This window comes from Providencia sp. PROV109 (assembly GCF_033681625.1).
GTDB classification, from domain to species: domain Bacteria; phylum Pseudomonadota; class Gammaproteobacteria; order Enterobacterales; family Enterobacteriaceae; genus Providencia; species Providencia hangzhouensis.
This window is the reverse complement of record NZ_CP096320.1, coordinates 2,958,561-2,975,723: the sequence shown is the minus strand read 5'-3', so window position 1 is coordinate 2,975,723 and position 17,163 is coordinate 2,958,561. Positions and strand designations below refer to the sequence as shown.

Genomic DNA, 17,163 nt, shown 5'->3' with positions numbered 1-17,163 from the left:
AAGTAAGCACCGCAGTTCACTTTATTTTTAATTTTTTAACTAAAGATAATTTTGAAATGAGGGACATAAGCATTGAGGGGGAAAATAGGCACTTATAAAGTAAGGTAAAAGATAGAAGGCCGAATATTCTTTCGACCTTCACCATCTAATTAATGGTAGCGCGCTTTTTTCGCTAAATAGTCACCAATAAATTGCATGCCTTGTACTATAATTACCAGTGTAACAACGGTGATAGCCATTGCGACATTATCAAAACGTTGGTAGCCGTAGTTTAGAGCTAAGTCACCAACGCCACCACCACCAACGGCTCCTGCCATCGCGGTTGCACCGACTAAAGTAATACTTGCAGCGGTTAAACTTAAAATTAATGATGACTTTGCTTCTGGTAAAATAAAATGCCAAACAATTTGCCAATTAGTCGCTCCCATAGAATCAGCCGCTTCAATAATACCTGAATGTACACTGAGTAATGAGTTTTCAACTAAACGTGCAGTATAGGGGGCAATAAAAATCACTAATGGCACAATTGCTGCAGTTGTTCCTATTGAGGTTCCTACCATAAATCGTGTAAGGGGGATCATCGCAACTAATAAGATGATAAAAGGCAATGAACGAATAATATTAATTATCGGGTTCACAATGCGATAAATACATTTATTTTCCCAAATACCCTCTGGCCTCGTTACAACAAGTACGATACCTAATAGGATCCCAAATATAGAACCTAATACGAGCGCAATGCTGACCATCGTAAAGGTTTCTGACATCGCTAATAAAAACTGTTTCGTCGTTAAAGAGGTTTCGAATAATTGTGTCATAGTGCCCCCTTATTAACTGCAACTCCACGTTGGCGAAGAAAAGAAACGGCATCTTCAATTTTTTCTTTATCACCAATAAATTGGACAAACATACTGCCTAGCACGACACCACTAATTTCTTTCATATTGGCAAACAAAATATTTATTTTGACAATTTCTTTCAGTATTAACTCATTAACGACAGGTTGTTGTGCGGAAGCCCCTAAAAATTCAAGACGATAAACATCTTGTTGATGTTCTAAGCTATGCAGAACGCGTTCTGGAATTTCTTCGTTTAATACGGTTCCTACAAATTTCTTGGTTGTGTCATGGCGTGGGTTGGCAAAAATATCAAGTACAGTTCCTTCTTCGACAATTTTGCCAGACCCCATAACAGCAACACGGTTACAAATTTGTTCAATAACTTCCATTTCGTGAGTAACTAGCAAAATAGTAATATGCTGCTCTTGGTTGATCTTTTTTAGTAATTGCAAAATTGAGCGAGTTGTTTGCGGGTCAAGGGCTGAAGTGGCTTCATCACATAACAAAATTTGTGGGTTATTGATCAAAGCACGAGCAATACCAACACGCTGCTTTTGCCCACCAGATAACTGCCCAGGGTATTGGTGTTTTTTATCACTAAGCTCGACATATTCAAGAATGCTATCAACTCGCTGATTGATTTCTTGTTTATTGACACCTGAGAGTAATAAGGGCATCGCAATATTTTGAGCAACAGTTTTCGTTTCTAGCAAATTGAAATGCTGAAAAATCATACCGATGCTTTTTTTATGTGAGCGCGTTTCTGCTGGGGTATGCTCAGCAATATTTTGGCCATTGATAATAACGGCACCACTGGTTGGCTTTTCTAATTGATTAACCAAACGGATAAGTGAACTTTTACCAGCCCCGCTATAACCAATAAACCCAAAGATATCACCTTTATTGATATGCAAATTAATGTCTTGCAATGCAACTAAAGACTGCCCATCTTTTTCATAGACTTTTTGAATATTTTGAAAGGTAATCATGATTTACTCTACATTATCAGTTAATTGCATGCGTTCTGAAGGCGGTACAGCGGGTTGCCACTCATCCCCCAATAATTCAGCTTCTTGGCTAGTTTTAACTTGCTCAAGGTGTTGCTCTTGGTAGCTTAGGTACAATTGAGCTGCAATATGGTCAGCCAATCGTTCTGCCCCAATATTCGTTCCAGAGATTAACCCTATGACCGGGCCCATACTGAGCGATGCACTTAAGTTAAAACAATATAACTGATTGATTTTTAATGTATCTGACTTGTTTTTAGCTTGAAATTCAAAATGATTACCTAAATAAGGGTGTGAAGCTAACTCTGCATTTTCTTCATGAATGGATGGCGTGTATGCATCCCCCCATGTTTTAACTAGCGGAGATAATTGATGAAAAGCGCTGTGTTTAGCCCAATTAATCCGATAGCCAGTTGCTAAGATTAAATAATCTAATACGAATTTGTCTGTCGTTGTTGTGACATGCAATTTTTTATTTTTCAATTCAATAAATTTAACTTGGGTATTGAAATTGAAATAAGCATTTTTATGGCGAGAAACTCTCAACGTGCTGCCATGGGGAGCTGGCGTTTTAGCTTTGGCAACATAATCGGTGTAATGCCATTTCTGAACATCTGTAAAATAGGCATACGCATTGGTAAATCCTGCACTTCCAGCAACTTTTCCTCGGTTTACACGAGGCATATCGCTAGCACGAATTAAAATTTCAACCGAATTAGCGCCATTTTCTAATGCCGTTGCTGAACTATCCATCGCACCGGCACTATAACCAACAACACCAATGTCTAAGCCTTTAAAACGACGATAGTCAGTACCTGCATATGAATGTTCCCAATAGGTCGTTGGGATATCATTCATAAAACTAGGGATATTGGCTTCACTAAAAGACTCCATACCAGTCGCTAAAATTACATGTTGCGCTTGATAATTGACCGTTCCTTCTGGGGTATCAAAAATTAATTCACGATAGTTATCGTTTAATTGTACATCTACTAACCGATACTGATTAAGCACATCGGGTTCTGTCATGGTTTTATACCATTGCAAGTATTCTCCCCACTGCACACGTGGGATTTTATCGAGTTCATCCCATTTTTGAATGCCAAACTGGGCTTTAAACCAAGCCTGAAAAGTTAAAGAGGGGGATGCAAGCGCAGGGCCAACCACATGTTTTGGGGAACGTAGTGTTTCCATTAGTGCAGGGGCTTGCCATGGGCCTTCTTTGCCAGCAGAGGCTTGATCGAAAACAATCGCGTTGATACCGCGTAATTTCAGGGCGAATGCTGCTGTAATACCTGACATACCCGCACCAATGATAGCGACATCAACAACTTGGTTTTCAGGGTTATTTTTTGATAATGACCAAGACGTTATTGGTAAATTTAGATACTGCAAATCTTGTTTTATTTGCGCTTCTAATGCCTCTAAACCCATAATCAGTTCCATTGAATTACTCCTTACCTTCTACTATTTCAAAGGGTTCACCCAGAGATAATATCAAGCGGTTTGCCCATGAGAAGAAGGCCGTCGATTGAACTAAATCGAGTAATTCAAGTTCAGATAAACCCAAAGCTTGTAGTGTTTTTATTTGTGGTGCTGTGGCTTGGATAGGGGTTGCAGACAAGGATGCGACTAAGTCTGTGATGGCTAACAATCTGTCATCAAAGCCTTCAGCAAGAATTGAACCGGTCGCAGTGGCTAATAGCTTATCGACATCAGTGCGTCGTTCTTTTGCATACTGACTGGCTTTTCTTGCATGAACAGAAGCGCAATAAATGCAGCCATTAACTTTACTCGTTACCGCCGCAGCGAATTCCCGCTCCCAACGAGGTAGCCCTTCAGTGGTGTAAAATACCCCACGGTCAACTAAGGTTCGTAATTCTAAAATTTTGCTTTGATGTGCGAGTAGTAAAAAATATTCAGAGTTTAATTGGCCAAATTTTTTCATAACCTGAGCTTCTTCAACAGACAATGTCTTCGCATCCCTTGCTGAAATCCAAGCTTCCCATCCTAAGTTATCTTGTGTAAAAGCGGTTGGAGAAGAGTTCCCTTTTCGGGTTAATAGTTGATGGTTCCATTTACCAGCCACAACTTTGGACGAATTACTTGTAAGGCTGCTATTATCTGTCAGTAAAAGGATCCCTTCGATTAGCCGAGCTTGATAGGTGACATAAGTTATTAATTGGGCAAGTAAAATAATGTCACTCTCTTGCCAACCTTGTTCAGTTAATGCAGCAATTAATTGGTAATGGGTGTCTTTAGGTGATTGCGTTAAAACTTGCAGATATTCTTTTGCTGTGGAAAGTGGTTGGGTAAGAGGTTCATCAGGAATTGAGTCTATTAATTGCAAATAAAACTCAGCGAGACGGGGACTTCCCGTTATTTTTGCGACTTCATGAGCAAAATAATATTTCACATCATTTGTGAGAAGTGTCGATGGCGTAGAAAAAATAGCTTCAAATACGGCTTGAGTATTTTCAGTCGCGACTGAGCGTTCATGGCGAATTTTAGCTAAGTTGGAATCTGGCGTTAAATTAGTTAAATAATTAATTACATCATTATAGGAAATAGTCATAAAGCAACTCACTTTTTTTAAACGTTTTTATCTCCTTCATTACATATCAATCACATCACTAATCGAACGATCTATTTGTTATATATTTATAACCAAAAAGAATTACGGGTGACTCTTATATTACTTTTGTATTAAGTTATAACGATATAGTCTAAGTTGTGCTCTTTAATTATGATTATACTGCCCAAAATATCTTTACAGGGTTGTTACATATGTTAAAACAAAAAATAATAGGTTTATCTTTAATTACTACTGCTTTAGTTGTGTTGGCAGGGTGTGGCGATAATAGTGAAAAAGATAATCCTAATAAAAAACAAATTACAATAGGCTTTGGTGTTGGCAATTATATTGACCAAGTGGATAAAGGTATTGTACCGATTTTAGAAAAAAAAGGTTATACCGTTAATTTGCGCCAATTTTCACAGAATAGGCAAATAAACCCTGCTTTTGAAGAAGGCTCTATTGATGCTTCTGTAAATCAAAGCCGTGCCTATATGGAGGCTTATAACAAAAAAAATAATATTAATATGGTGGCATTAACAGACTCACCGAGTGCGCCTCAAAGCCTGCGGTCAAATAAACATAAAACGCTGGATGATGTGAAAGATGGTATGATTGTTGCGTTATCTAATGACCCCGTTAATGCAGAGCGTGGCGCTAGGATCCTGGAAAAGTTAGGTTGGATTACAATTAAGCCAGATGTGAGTACATTAAGTTTTAGTGTTAATGATATCTCCCCAAATGAATATAACTTAGATATTCGAGAAACCGATGCGGCTCAAGGGTTGCGATTATTAGATGATGTTGATTTTGTTGTTGTGAATGGTAACTATGTGGCAAGTGCTGGCCAACGTATTGCTGATGGTTTAGTTGTAGAAAACTCACCGCTAGAGCATCGCGTTATTGTGACTGTCATGCAAAAAGACCTAGATGCTCAGTGGGCAAAAGATTTGAAAGAAGCTTTTGAATCTAAAGAGTATGCAGATTATATTCGTTCTCAGCGTATTTATGATGGTTTTATTGAACCTGACAGCTGGAACAAATACCCTAAATAAAATCCTAGTCTATTTTTTTGTTATTAATATTATGTTAACCACTAATTTTTATTAATTAGTGGTTTTTTGCTATAAAAGATAAATATCTTACTGATTTAATATGAAAAAGATTCGTGTTGAATTTGTAGACAACAGGATGTTTTTTCGTTATTTAATGGGTTAGGAAAGGCATTATAAAAATAGTCTGTAGATAATTTTATTTAGAAAATAGAACTGACAGGGGAAAATATGAGCAATGAATTAATTGATGCATTTAATGTAATAAAATCTAAAAAATGGGTTGATTTGACACATAGCTTCGATAAAGACTCACCGCATTTTTTTATGTTTGACTCTGCTGAGTTTAAAACATTATTTGGCTATCCAGAAGGTTTCTTTGCACAGCAATTTACATTTCCAGGACAATATGGCACCCATATTGATGCTCCCTGTCATTTCGTTGAAGGGAAACGTTATTTACATGAGCTTGAATTAAAAGAACTTGTTCTGCCATTGATTGTTATTGACCAGTCTGAAAGGGCAAAAGAAGATCCTAATTTTGCATTTTCTCTTGATGATGTCCTTAATTTTGAAGCGAAATATGGCCGAATTGAATCAGGGAGTTTTGTTGCATTACGTACTGACTGGAGTAAACGTTGGCCATCACAAGAGCTGATGGATAATAAAGATGACGAGGGCAATAACCAAATACCGGGTTGGGGAATGGATGCACTTAAATTTTTATTTGAAGAACGCGGAATAAAAGCGATTGGCCATGAAACATTTGATACTGATGCAGCAAAAGATTTTCGAAAAAATAATGCGTTACTTGGTGAGTATTATGTATTAGAACAGGATACATACCAAGTTGAATTACTGGCTAATTTGGACCAAGTCCCCACTCGTGGTGCTGTAATTTTTAATATTGTTGCTAAACCAAACAATGCTAGTGGTTTTCCTGTTCGTTCTTTTGCAATACTGCCATAGGAAATATAATGATAACCAATCTGCCAGTGTGATAGCAGATTGGTTAAAACGATTATAACGCAAGTAAAATCCAAGCAGCGGCTAATAGCATACACAATAGCGCGACAATTCCACCTGATTTAGAGAACTCACCGAAAGAAATTTTCACGCCATATGCCGCTGATTGCTCAACGACGATAATGCCAGCAAGACTACCGAAAACCAGTAAGTTGCTTGAAAAACCAGAACCCAATACGAGAGCAGCGCCTAACGAATCGGCATTGCCTTCAGGTGTTAAGAAGGGGACGAGTAGCATGACTGAAGGGTTGTTTCCAACGATAGTACTTAGGACACCGGTCACTAAAAATAGGGCTAATGGGTTATTGAGTTCCACACCGTAGTTTCGCAAATCAGTTAATAATTGCTGAGGTAGTCCTGTGGCGGCAAAAGCGGCATTGACAACAAATAGCCCCATGATGAGTAATAAAAGATTACCATCAACGAGTTTAAGCATATCACTCGAGGCAATAGATCGATTTAATAATAAAAATCCAGCAGCCGTTAATGCAATAAGTTCTTTAGGAATATCAGTCACAATAAAGGTAATGATGACTGCGAAAGTAATGACACCCGCTTTTGCTGTCTCCCAGACATCTAATGTTTCTTGGGTTGATTTAGGGGGAGTTGAGAGCGTATTTTCTTTAGTCAAATACCAACGATGACGATATAACCAAACGAGTACTAACCATGTTAATGGTAAGGAAAGCAGGGCTGGTATTGCTGATGCCTGTAATAAGCCAACAAACGAGATATCAAGCCCTTGTGCTGCGATCATATTTTGTGGGCTACCAATTAATGAACCTGCGGCCCCGTTATTAGCCGCGAAACAAAAGCCAAGTAAAAAAGGAATTGGGTTTAAACCGCGAGATAAACTAATTGATACTAATAATGGAGTCATCGCGACAACAACAACATCATTAGTGAGCAATGCGGAAAGAAAGCCACCAACAAGAATTAAAACAGCGAGTAATATAGGGGGAGAAACTTTTAGCATTGCGACTTTATTTGCGGTCCAGCTATAAAAACCGGACACAACAAAAGAAGCAGAAACGACCATAAGCCCGAATAACATCCCAATCGTTCGGTAATCGATAGCATTCCATGCATGGGGAGGGGTAATACTACCAATAGCCATCATAGCTAGGGCACCAATAACTGCAGCGCCAGTTCTATCAACTTTGAAGCCGGGTAGCTTACCAAAGCCCATCGCAATATAAACCAAAAGAAAAACAATAACGGTTGACGTCATGATATTCACATTTTAATTAAGAAAATTAGAGGTAATTTATCGGTGAAGACCAGACGAAGCAAGGTTAAATAATGTATTGATAATAATGCGTTGCTGTTGATTCTATTTAAGACTATCTCAAAAAGACAGTGGCTATAATGAAATAGAAAATACGTTTAGTAATTTTATTACAAAATTGAGAAATGATCTGTGCGGATGAAAAAATGTTGGCAGTTCACTGGGTAGAAAAAGATAAATAGAAAATAAATTGTGATGATTGTCACCAATTGAAGATAAATTGTGATTTTTTCTTTGTGATTAAAATCACGAAAAATGTTTTTTTAGTGCAAAAAAAGAGCAATGTAATTTAGTAACACGATTTTTTTGTGATCTTTGTCAATATAAAGATGGGGTAAGTAGGGGGTGGATAGTGATGATGGTCACAAAAAGGCCCGCGTGGTGCGAATCTGATCAAGCTCATGCTAGAGTGAAAGTGTTGAAAAAATCACAGACGTTATTTGGCGATAACGTTACAACTTTATCATTTTCGTACCACGGGGTTCTGTCATGGTAACATCAAATATCAAATTAAAGGTACAGAATTTTGGGCGTTTCCTCAGTAATATGGTTATGCCTAATATCGGTGCCTTTATCGCTTGGGGATTAATAACGGCGTTATTCATCCCAACTGGCTGGTGGCCTAATGAGACATTAGCTCAACTTGTTGGCCCTATGATCACTTATTTATTACCACTATTAATCGGTTATACTGGTGGCCGTTTAGTTGGTGGAGAGCGGGGCGGAATAGTCGGCGCAATAACAACAATGGGGGTAATTGTTGGTGCTGACATGCCAATGTTTATGGGGGCAATGATTGCTGGCCCATTAGGCGGATATGCAATAAAACGTTTTGATTTGTGGATAGAAGGCAAAGTTAAAACAGGTTTTGAAATGTTGGTGAATAATTTTTCCTCCGGCATTATCGGCATGTTATTAGCCATTTTGGCTTATTTAGCTATTGGGCCTCTTGTTGCGGGGCTATCCAAAATATTGGCAGCAGGCGTGAATGTGATGGTGGAGAATAATTTACTTCCACTCACGTCTATTTTTGTTGAGCCCGCCAAGATATTATTTCTAAATAACGCGATTAACCACGGTATTTTCTCACCCTTAGGTATTCAACAAGCGACTGAAACTGGCGCATCTATTTTCTTTCTTATTGAAGCCAACCCTGGACCGGGTTTAGGTGTTTTACTTGCTTACATGTTTTTTGGTAAAGGAAATGCGAAGCAATCTGCACCAGGAGCCGCAATTATTCACTTTTTTGGTGGGATACATGAGATTTATTTCCCCTATGTCTTAATGAACCCTCGGTTAATTCTTGCAGTTATTCTGGGTGGGATGACAGGAGTGTTTGTTATGAACCTTTTTCATGCTGGGTTAGTCTCTCCTGCATCACCGGGTTCAATATTTGCAGTTCTGCTGATGACGCCTAAGTCATCATTGGTCGGTGTGATTTTATCAGTCACCAGTGCGACGTTAGTTTCCTTTATTGTTTCCGCGATTTTATTAAAGAAAACTCGCATAGGTGATGATGATGAGCTCGAAAATGCTACGAAAAAAATGCGTAATATGAAATCGCAATCAAAATCATCGGCAGCAGTAGAAATCAATCAAAATACCTCTGTTAATTTAGCAGAAGTACGCAACATTATTGTAGCTTGTGATGCAGGAATGGGTTCTAGTGCCATGGGAGCAGGGGTATTAGCTAAAAAGGTGCGTGATGCGGGCTTATTAGGAATTTCTGTTACGAACATGGCAATTAACGACCTGCCGGATAACGTTGATATTGTGATAACGCATAAAGATTTAACACAAAGAGCGAAAACATTTGCACCAAATGCAATGCATATATCGTTGACTAATTTCCTAGATAGCCAAACGTATAATGATCTTGTAACAAACTTAATAGCTAAAAAAAATCCTAAAGCAGCAAATGATGGACGACTGATTAAACAAACGATTATTGCAGCAAATGATGAATCCTATGAAATGGAAGATCATGATGATGCGATATTTACATTGAGTGCAAAGCATATTCATTTAAACCTATCTGCACAGAATAAAATGCAAGCCATTCAATTTGCGGGGCAAAAATTAGTTGAGGGTGGCTATGTTGAGCCTGACTATATTGAGGCGATGTTAGCTCGCGAAAAACTGACTTCAACCTATCTAGGTGAATCTATTGCTGTTCCTCATGGCACCATAGAAGCAAAAGATCGAGTATTAAAAACTGGCATTGTTATTTGCCAATATCCTGAAGGCGTACAATTTGGTGAAGAACCTGATGAAATTGCCCGCTTAGTTATTGGTATTGCAGCACAAAATAATGAGCACATTGAAGTTATCACACGAATTACTTCCGCTTTAGATGAAGATGGGGTTATTGAGCGTTTATGTGAAACCCAAGATGTTCAGGAAGTACTCGAAATTTTAGCGTCTCAAAGTGCAGCATGAGGAGAATAATAATGAAAGTCATTCATTTTGGTGCAGGAAATATAGGCCGCGGTTTTATTGGTAAATTATTAGCAGACGCAAATTCACAAGTAACTTTTACTGATGTCAATCAGCCATTAATTGACCAATTAGCACATCAACAATCTTATAATGTTCATGTTGTTGGTCAGGAAAATCGTATTGAGAAAGTCCAACACATTCACGCTATTAATAGTAATGACCCTAAAACGATAGAGTTTATTGCAACAGCAGATATGCTTACAACAGCAGTCGGGCCACCGGTGCTGGAAAAAATTGCCTCAACGATAGCTAAAGGCATTATTCATAGAAAATCGTTGGGAAATAACCAGCCGCTCAATATTATTGCATGTGAAAATATGGTAAGAGGAACTAGCCAACTAAAGCAACATGTATTGGCTCAATTGCCTGAAGAGTTGCATCAATGGGTTGAGCAGCATATTGGCTTTGTAGACTCCGCAGTTGACCGTATTGTTCCTCCGATGGATGCAGCGAATGATGACCCGCTTGACGTTACTGTCGAATCCTTTAGTGAGTGGATTGTTGACCAGACACAATTTGTTGGTGATATTCCTATTATCAATGGAATGGAATTAACGGATAACCTAATGGCATTTGTTGAACGCAAACTATTTACGTTAAATACAGGCCATGCGATGACAGCGTATTTGGGACAATTATATGGATACCAAACAATTAGTGAGTCAATTGGGGATTTGAGGATCCATACTGTTGTTAAATCGGCTATGCAAGAAAGTGGACAAGTTTTAATTCAACGTTATGGCTTTGATTCACAAATACATAATCAATACATAGATAAAATACTAAGTCGCTTTGCAAACCCATATTTAAAAGATGATGTTAGTCGAGTAGGGCGACAGCCTATGAGAAAGTTAAGTTCTAATGATCGCTTAATTAAGCCGTTGTTAGGCACATTTGAATACCAATTACCAAATGAAAATCTGATCATAGGAATTGCTGCCGCATTGCATTTCAGATGTGAAGCTGATCCTCAAGCAAATGAAATGGCAAAGTTAATTGCTGACAAAGGTATATATCAAGCGGTTGTTGAGCTTTGTGGGTTAGAGCAATATCCCGAGGTTGTTGATAGAATCTGTTCCCAATACCAGTTATTGATATTGAGTAACAAGTGATATTACGGATAATAGATTGATTAATTGAGGTTCAGTCACTTTATGGCTATCTACAGTATGATAGTAAGTAGTATAGCTATAAAGTGATAAAAGAAGCTAATATGGAAAATAAACAAAACATTGAAAATCAGATTCTTGAGCGGTTAAATCAACGGCCGGAAGTAAATTTATTTGTTCAAGAGGTCGTTCTTTTAATTTCACAAGCTATTGATAAATTAATGTTAAAAGTTTTTAGAAAGGATGATTATGCGGTAAAATATGCAGTTGAACCACTTTTAACTGGAAATGGGCCATTAGGAGAGTTATCGGTTCGTTTGAAACTTCTATTTGCATTAGGGGCGATTTCTCGTGAAACCTATGAAGATATAGAATTATTTCTTGCTTTGAATGAATCGTTATCAGCAGAAAATTTAAATATAAATTTTACAGATGATGAAATTTTAGGCAGTATTAAAATGCTTCATTGTATGGAACCTTTACCAGAAATGATGAGATTCAATCAACCAGAGGATCTTGTCGATAACCAATTAATTGAATTGCAAAAACACCGTTTTCAACAAATGATAAAATCATCGTTAGTATTATCTGTAACTGCTTTAATTACCCAAATTATAGAAACCGATGTATTTTAAAATTGTAAACTCAATTCTCTGATATTTTATTGTTTACTTATCAAAGTAAATATGTATGAAATAATGCTTTATTATCCGACTATCAATAGAATATAGAATGAATATTATTGTTGCACATGAAATCACCACTGAAGATAAAGAAGAACTACTTGCAGGGTTACGTAGTTTTAATATCCAATATTTGAATGCAGAACGTTTTAGTGAGTTAGGCGTTTATTTTAAAAATGACTCTGGTGTTATGCTTGGTGGATTACTGGCTTCTGTAAAGGCAAATTGGCTTTGTATCGATTTTTTATGGGTAAGTGAGGACGCCAGAAAAACGGGATTAGGCAGTAAATTGATGTATACCGCTGAACGAGAAGCAATAAAATTAGGGTGTATTCATAGTTTAGTAGATACATTCAGTTTTCAAGCCTTACCCTTTTATGAAAAATTAGGATATGTAAAACAAATGTCCTTGCCTGATTTCCCAGAGACAGGCATGGAAAGGCATTATCTCACTAAAACTGAATTATCATAATCATATTTACTGCATTTAATCTGCTGTAAGTTGACATTGTTGTTATCATTTAAATTTATTTTGTGCGGCTAGCATTTGATACACGAAGAGAAGATATGAAAGTTTGTATTATAGGAACATCTGGAGCAGGGAAGACGACGTTATCTGCCAAGTTATCTGATGAATTTAACACGCCCGTGTATGGTTATGATGAGATTTATTGGGATAAAACTCAGCAGGAATATATCAAAAATCCTCAACCTATTATTAACGCCTTAGTTTCAGCGATAACGTCTAAAACGGAATGGATAGTTGAAGGTGCTTACGATAGGCGTTTAATACCATTTTTTAACGATTGTACGCTGATTATTCGCTTAATTATACCTTATCGTATTTGTGTCTTTAGAATTGTAAAACGATACCTTTCATCGAAATTTACAACAATGGGGCCTAAAGAAACGCTTTTTAATATGATTGAACTGCTACGCTTTGCAAAGCAATTTGATAAGAGACTTGATGATTTCTTTGCTAAAAATCCTTTATTTGCATCTAAAGTCATCATCATAGATAACTCCGAACAATGTATTGATACGATAAAAAAACATTTAGAGCAAATAAAATAAATAGAGTTGGTTTACTACCAAGCACCTGCCTTTATAACTAATCTTTGCGATAATTTTATTTAAGATGATTAAGTTTGGGTTACTACCAACCGAGGCTTATGCGAACACAGCGTTTGTGTCTATGGTACTTCTTATTTTCTTAATGTTTAGATATTGTTTGATTGCTGATCTGAACTTACAAACTTATATAGGTCTAAAACTTAATATAAGTGTAAATATGAGGTATGACATGAGGCTGTTTATAATAGTTTTTGCAGTAATGCTTTCCGCTTGTGCATCTTCTGGGCGTGAGTTAAGTAAAGAAAATCCTAAAGATGACCCTTACGTTGATAGCACATTAAACAGTATTAAAGCTGGTCAGAATATTCAAATAGAGCGGAAAATGCGACGAGGATATTAATCTAGCAATAGAATAATTAATAATAAACTAAGAAGTCTGCCTATGAAGTGCCTTCTACTAATCGTTGGGCAACTAATTACTGGGGGGCATTTCATCGTTATAAATTTTTCTTTTTGGCGATTTAGTATTTTAAAAGCCAAGACATAGGGCCGTTGTTGACATATGAAGATACAAACCTTAGGTATCGGTTAATTCGTATGCTTTTTTTGTGTCTTGCTGTTTCGATTTGGCTTGTATTTCGCTTTATAGGGGGGATTGAGTATGAGTAGTAGACATGACTAGCTTGATGAGGTTTTTGTTTAGGTGGGAATAGCTGGGTTTAGCTTGCTGTGGTGTCCCCTGCAGGAATCGAACCTGCAACTAGCCCTTAGGAGGGGCTCGTTATATCCATTTAACTAAGGGGACTTTTGGAGTCATAATTATGACAGCGAAGGCATTTTACTGTTCAGGTCTAATTGAATCAAGTTGTTACGGGCAAATAATCTAATTTATCTTCCATAAATGTTTTTTTGACTATTTTTTACTCTAAAATAGGGTGATTATCATTTCCATAATTAAGGGAAGCGAGCATTTCTGCTTTGTACTAATTGTTCAATTTTCTTATAATAAGAATATGATTAAATGGCGTATAATTAATCCTTAAGGTAATTAAATAACTCAAAAGGATTAACATAATTCTTTTTTTAGCCTTACTATAAGCAAAACAGTTATTACAGTGGAAAGTACCGTAGTGGAACGGTGCAGGGAATGGAGAAATGTTATGAAGTTTCGCATGACGGGCGTTTTTCTGGCAGGGGTGCTAATTGCAGGTTGTGCAAGTAGCATTGATCCAGAAACACATGAGCGTTCAGACCCCTTAGAAGGGTTCAACCGAGCAATGTTTAATTTCAACTATAACGTCCTCGACCCTTATGTGTTAAGGCCAGTCGCTGTTGCTTGGAATGATTATGTCCCGATGCCTGCCCGTAATGGATTAACCAATTTTTTTGTTAACCTTGAAGAACCTGCAAGTATGTTGAATAGCTTTTTGCGGGGTGAAGTCACTCAAGGTTTCAAACATTTTAACCGCTTTTTCCTTAATACCGTCTTTGGTATGGGGGGACTCATTGATGTTGCATCAATGGCTAATCCTCAGCTAGTTAAAGAAGAACCTAAACGCTTTGGTAATACATTGGGTTATTACGATGTGGGCTATGGCCCCTATGTGGTACTGCCAGGATATGGTAGCGCAACACCGAGGGAACAAGGGGGGGACTTAGTTGATGATTTATATCCAATGCTAAGCTATCTCACATTCTGGATGTCAGCGGGTAAATGGGCACTGGAAGGAATTGAAACTCGAGCAAGGTTATTAGATTCAGATGGATTACTGAAAAACTCTTCAGACCCGTACTTAATGATGCGAGAAGCCTATTTCCAACGTAATGACTTTTTATCAAGTGGTGGTGCGTTAAAAGCAACAGAAAACCCAAATGCAGCAGCGATTGAAGACCAACTTGATTCGATAGATTAGTATATTGAATTGTTTTGGAAGGTTTATCACTCTCTTGTATACGAATGATACTAGAGAGTGATAAATAAAAAGCTAATCATTGTCTCGCTTTCCTCGTTGAGAGACGGTGTCAATTAAGGCTATTACCCCTAATACACCAATAAAACCGACAGTAAACAGTGTTCCCATAAAGCCTCCTAAGTTTTAGTCATTGTAGCCTCTTTTACATGCCTTTCGGCTTTAGCCAATAATAGAATATAGCGTGATTAATACAGTTTGATGAAAAAGCCATACATATTAGTGGATATCATCAGTATAAAATATGCTATTAGGTTGTACTTGCAAATAAGAACATTCAGAGAATGAATGGTAATCTAATGAAATATAAAGCGATTTATCTTAAAAATGCGATAGTGTGTATTTTATAAAGAAATGATGAGGTGAACTCATGTGCTTAACATTTAATTTACATATGATGCGGATTAGGGTCAAGAAAATTTATGTTAAGTTTTGAAAATTAGTGAGATGAGATAGTTGAAGTTTACGCCGTATAACCAAGCAGAACCTTCAGATTTGAAGCGAGTTGTTGTGCTTGGGTCACCTTCTTTTAACATTTCATTGATATTAACCTTCTTGCCATGCATATAAGCAATACCCACATCAACAGAAGTGTTTTCATTGAATGCGTAAGTTGAGCCCGCACTTAACCAGTAGCGATCTTGGTCAGGTATAGAAATTGAACGGTATTCTGCACGAACAGGCGTTTGGTCGTAGGCGATACCGGTACGGAATGTCCAGTTGTCGTCATAGAAATAAGTGGTACCCAAAGCTAAACGCCAAGCATCTTTGAAATGCTCAGGTTTATGGAATAGCTCTTTGCCATTACTTTTTTGATAAGCGGTTAACTCTTTAAATTCACTCCAGCCAGTATAGGCAACACTGTAGTGTAGAGCCCACTTAGGTGCAACTTTATGGTACCCGGAAAATTCCCAGATATCAGGTAAATTAAGGTCAAGTTTACCTTTAACACTGCCACCATTTAACCCACCAACCATGGCAGGAAGGTCGTTTGAAAATTTACCATCTTCAAATTTAACTTTAACTTTTGAGCGATACGTTAAGCTTAAACGGTTGTCTTGATTAAACTCATACAATATACCTGTATTCCAACCATAGCCCCAGTCATCACCTTTGAGTTTAGCGGCTGTTGTACTTGATGTGACGCCAAGCGCAGGAGGAAGTTGAGATGCCCCTATTCCCATATGACGTGTGATTTCGGCATCAGCATAGACTGCATTAACGCCTAAACCAAAGCTAAAATTGTCATTTAAACGATAGGCGCCGCTTAGATTTAAGTTAACCGTTTTTAAATCTGTTTTCCCACCAACAGGTCCACCTGCATAATCTTTAGGAAAATCGGTAGCTAAACCAAAGTTGGTGGTCATTGAGGTACCAACAGCCCACTTGTCATTAATTGGGAAAATGAAATGGGCATTGGGCACAACGGCACTTGGTGCTATATCATTGGCAGTAAAAGCACTGCTATCACGCCCTTTAATATCAACACTTGGGTCAATATAAACAGCACCAATAGAAAGAGAAGGGCGATCAAACAACATCATGGCAGCAGGGTTTCGGCTTCCCTCACTTGCGTTGTCGCCCATCGCACCAGCCCCCGAAAACGCGCGTCCCAGTGCGGATGTAGAATATTCATTAAGCAAAAAACCAGCCGCGCCTGCGTTGGATGATACAATTGCCACTGCTATTGCTAAAGCTGATCTAGAGAACAGGTTTTTCTGGTTCATGACCAAAACCCTCTTATGTTTTATTTTGAATAAAGCGACTTCTATCGCAAGAAGCGCAGAATTGTAGGGTCCCTTGCCGCTATGACAAATCAGACCAGTTACTAGAGTATAGGTCTGACCACCTGATATGTTGCAAGCTTGTTTTGCAGTTATTGTGACATTGTTTTCAAAAATGCGACATATTTAACAAAATGGCAACATAAAATGACGGATTGGGAGCAATAAGTATACGAATACGGGGTAAGATCAAACTTATGTTTAATTATTAGCGATATATTTTGATGCACACTAGTTTTTAGCACTTTTTCAGCGTT

At 37.7% G+C, this 17,163-nt stretch carries 14 protein-coding genes and 1 tRNA gene; 8 read left to right on the top strand and 7 right to left on the bottom strand.

All coding sequences use genetic code 11. From position 1 onward, the window contains the following. Nucleotides 1-149 precede the first annotated feature (149 nt). From M1F25_RS13730 to M1F25_RS13715, 4 genes are read right to left on the bottom strand one after another with little or no spacing between them, the layout of a single operon-like run. On the bottom strand, nt 150-818 hold the full coding sequence (locus tag M1F25_RS13730; protein ID WP_181488154.1) for a methionine ABC transporter permease: 669 nt from the start codon (nt 816-818) through the stop codon (nt 150-152). Beyond that, nucleotides 815-1,828, bottom strand: coding sequence for a methionine ABC transporter ATP-binding protein (locus M1F25_RS13725; RefSeq protein WP_181488152.1), 1,014 nt, complete (start codon nt 1,826-1,828; stop codon nt 815-817). Before M1F25_RS13725 ends, M1F25_RS13730 begins: the two co-directional genes overlap by 4 nt. Nucleotides 1,829-1,831: 3 nt before the next feature. Continuing rightward, complete coding sequence (locus M1F25_RS13720; RefSeq protein ID WP_181488150.1) at nt 1,832-3,292, bottom strand: NAD(P)-binding domain-containing protein; 1,461 nt, start codon at nt 3,290-3,292, stop codon at nt 1,832-1,834. 4 nt (nt 3,293-3,296) lie between these two features. Further along, the gene (locus tag M1F25_RS13715) at nt 3,297-4,421 is read right to left on the bottom strand and encodes a CMD domain-containing protein (protein ID WP_181488148.1); all 1,125 of its coding nucleotides are present in this window, start codon (nt 4,419-4,421) and stop codon (nt 3,297-3,299) included. A gap of 212 nt (nt 4,422-4,633) precedes the next feature. Here M1F25_RS13715 and M1F25_RS13710 point away from each other — a divergent pair, with 212 nt between their 5' ends. Further along, nucleotides 4,634-5,476 (top strand): MetQ/NlpA family ABC transporter substrate-binding protein, encoded by an 843-nt coding sequence (locus M1F25_RS13710; protein WP_094963177.1) that lies wholly within the window; start codon nt 4,634-4,636, stop codon nt 5,474-5,476. Between the two features lie 228 nt (nt 5,477-5,704). Then, complete coding sequence (locus tag M1F25_RS13705; RefSeq protein WP_110591943.1) at nt 5,705-6,442, top strand: cyclase family protein; 738 nt, start codon at nt 5,705-5,707, stop codon at nt 6,440-6,442. Between the two features lie 52 nt (nt 6,443-6,494). Here M1F25_RS13705 and M1F25_RS13700 read toward each other — a convergent pair whose 3' ends face one another. Continuing rightward, nucleotides 6,495-7,730, bottom strand: coding sequence for an SLC13 family permease (locus tag M1F25_RS13700; RefSeq protein ID WP_166264536.1), 1,236 nt, complete (start codon nt 7,728-7,730; stop codon nt 6,495-6,497). 546 nt (nt 7,731-8,276) lie between these two features. Between M1F25_RS13700 and M1F25_RS13695 the strand changes: the two genes are divergently transcribed. The 5 genes from M1F25_RS13695 (at nt 8,277) to M1F25_RS13675 (ending at nt 13,152) form a co-directional block, all read left to right on the top strand. Next, nucleotides 8,277-10,226, top strand: a complete 1,950-nt coding sequence (locus tag M1F25_RS13695) for a PTS mannitol transporter subunit IICBA (RefSeq protein WP_110591941.1) — start codon at nt 8,277-8,279, stop codon at nt 10,224-10,226. Nucleotides 10,227-10,237: 11 nt separating this feature from the next. Then, a complete protein-coding gene (locus tag M1F25_RS13690) occupies nt 10,238-11,398 on the top strand; it encodes a mannitol-1-phosphate 5-dehydrogenase (protein ID WP_181488146.1) in 1,161 nt (386 codons plus the stop codon). A 101-nt stretch (nt 11,399-11,499) separates the two neighbouring features. Beyond that, entirely contained in the window at nt 11,500-12,030 is a 531-nt protein-coding gene (locus tag M1F25_RS13685) for an MltR family transcriptional regulator (RefSeq protein WP_036958979.1), read from the top strand. 97 nt (nt 12,031-12,127) lie between these two features. Next, a complete protein-coding gene (locus M1F25_RS13680; RefSeq protein ID WP_094963173.1) occupies nt 12,128-12,550 on the top strand; it encodes a GNAT family N-acetyltransferase in 423 nt (140 codons plus the stop codon). 95 nt (nt 12,551-12,645) lie between these two features. Next, nucleotides 12,646-13,152: an AAA family ATPase gene (locus M1F25_RS13675; protein ID WP_094963172.1), complete on the top strand. Its 507-nt coding sequence runs from the start codon at nt 12,646-12,648 to the stop codon at nt 13,150-13,152. A gap of 730 nt (nt 13,153-13,882) precedes the next feature. Here the strand turns inward: M1F25_RS13675 and M1F25_RS13670 are convergent. Continuing rightward, nucleotides 13,883-13,957: transfer RNA gene (locus M1F25_RS13670), tRNA-Arg, on the bottom strand. Nucleotides 13,958-14,312: 355 nt separating this feature from the next. Between M1F25_RS13670 and mlaA the strand changes: the two genes are divergently transcribed. After that, nucleotides 14,313-15,065 (top strand): phospholipid-binding lipoprotein MlaA, encoded by a 753-nt coding sequence (gene mlaA / locus M1F25_RS13665; protein ID WP_004912414.1) that lies wholly within the window; start codon nt 14,313-14,315, stop codon nt 15,063-15,065. A gap of 482 nt (nt 15,066-15,547) precedes the next feature. On the opposite strand, the gene fadL is transcribed toward mlaA, so the two are convergent. Continuing rightward, nucleotides 15,548-16,849: a long-chain fatty acid transporter FadL gene (fadL, locus tag M1F25_RS13660; RefSeq protein ID WP_181488144.1), complete on the bottom strand. Its 1,302-nt coding sequence runs from the start codon at nt 16,847-16,849 to the stop codon at nt 15,548-15,550. Nucleotides 16,850-17,163 lie beyond the last annotated feature (314 nt).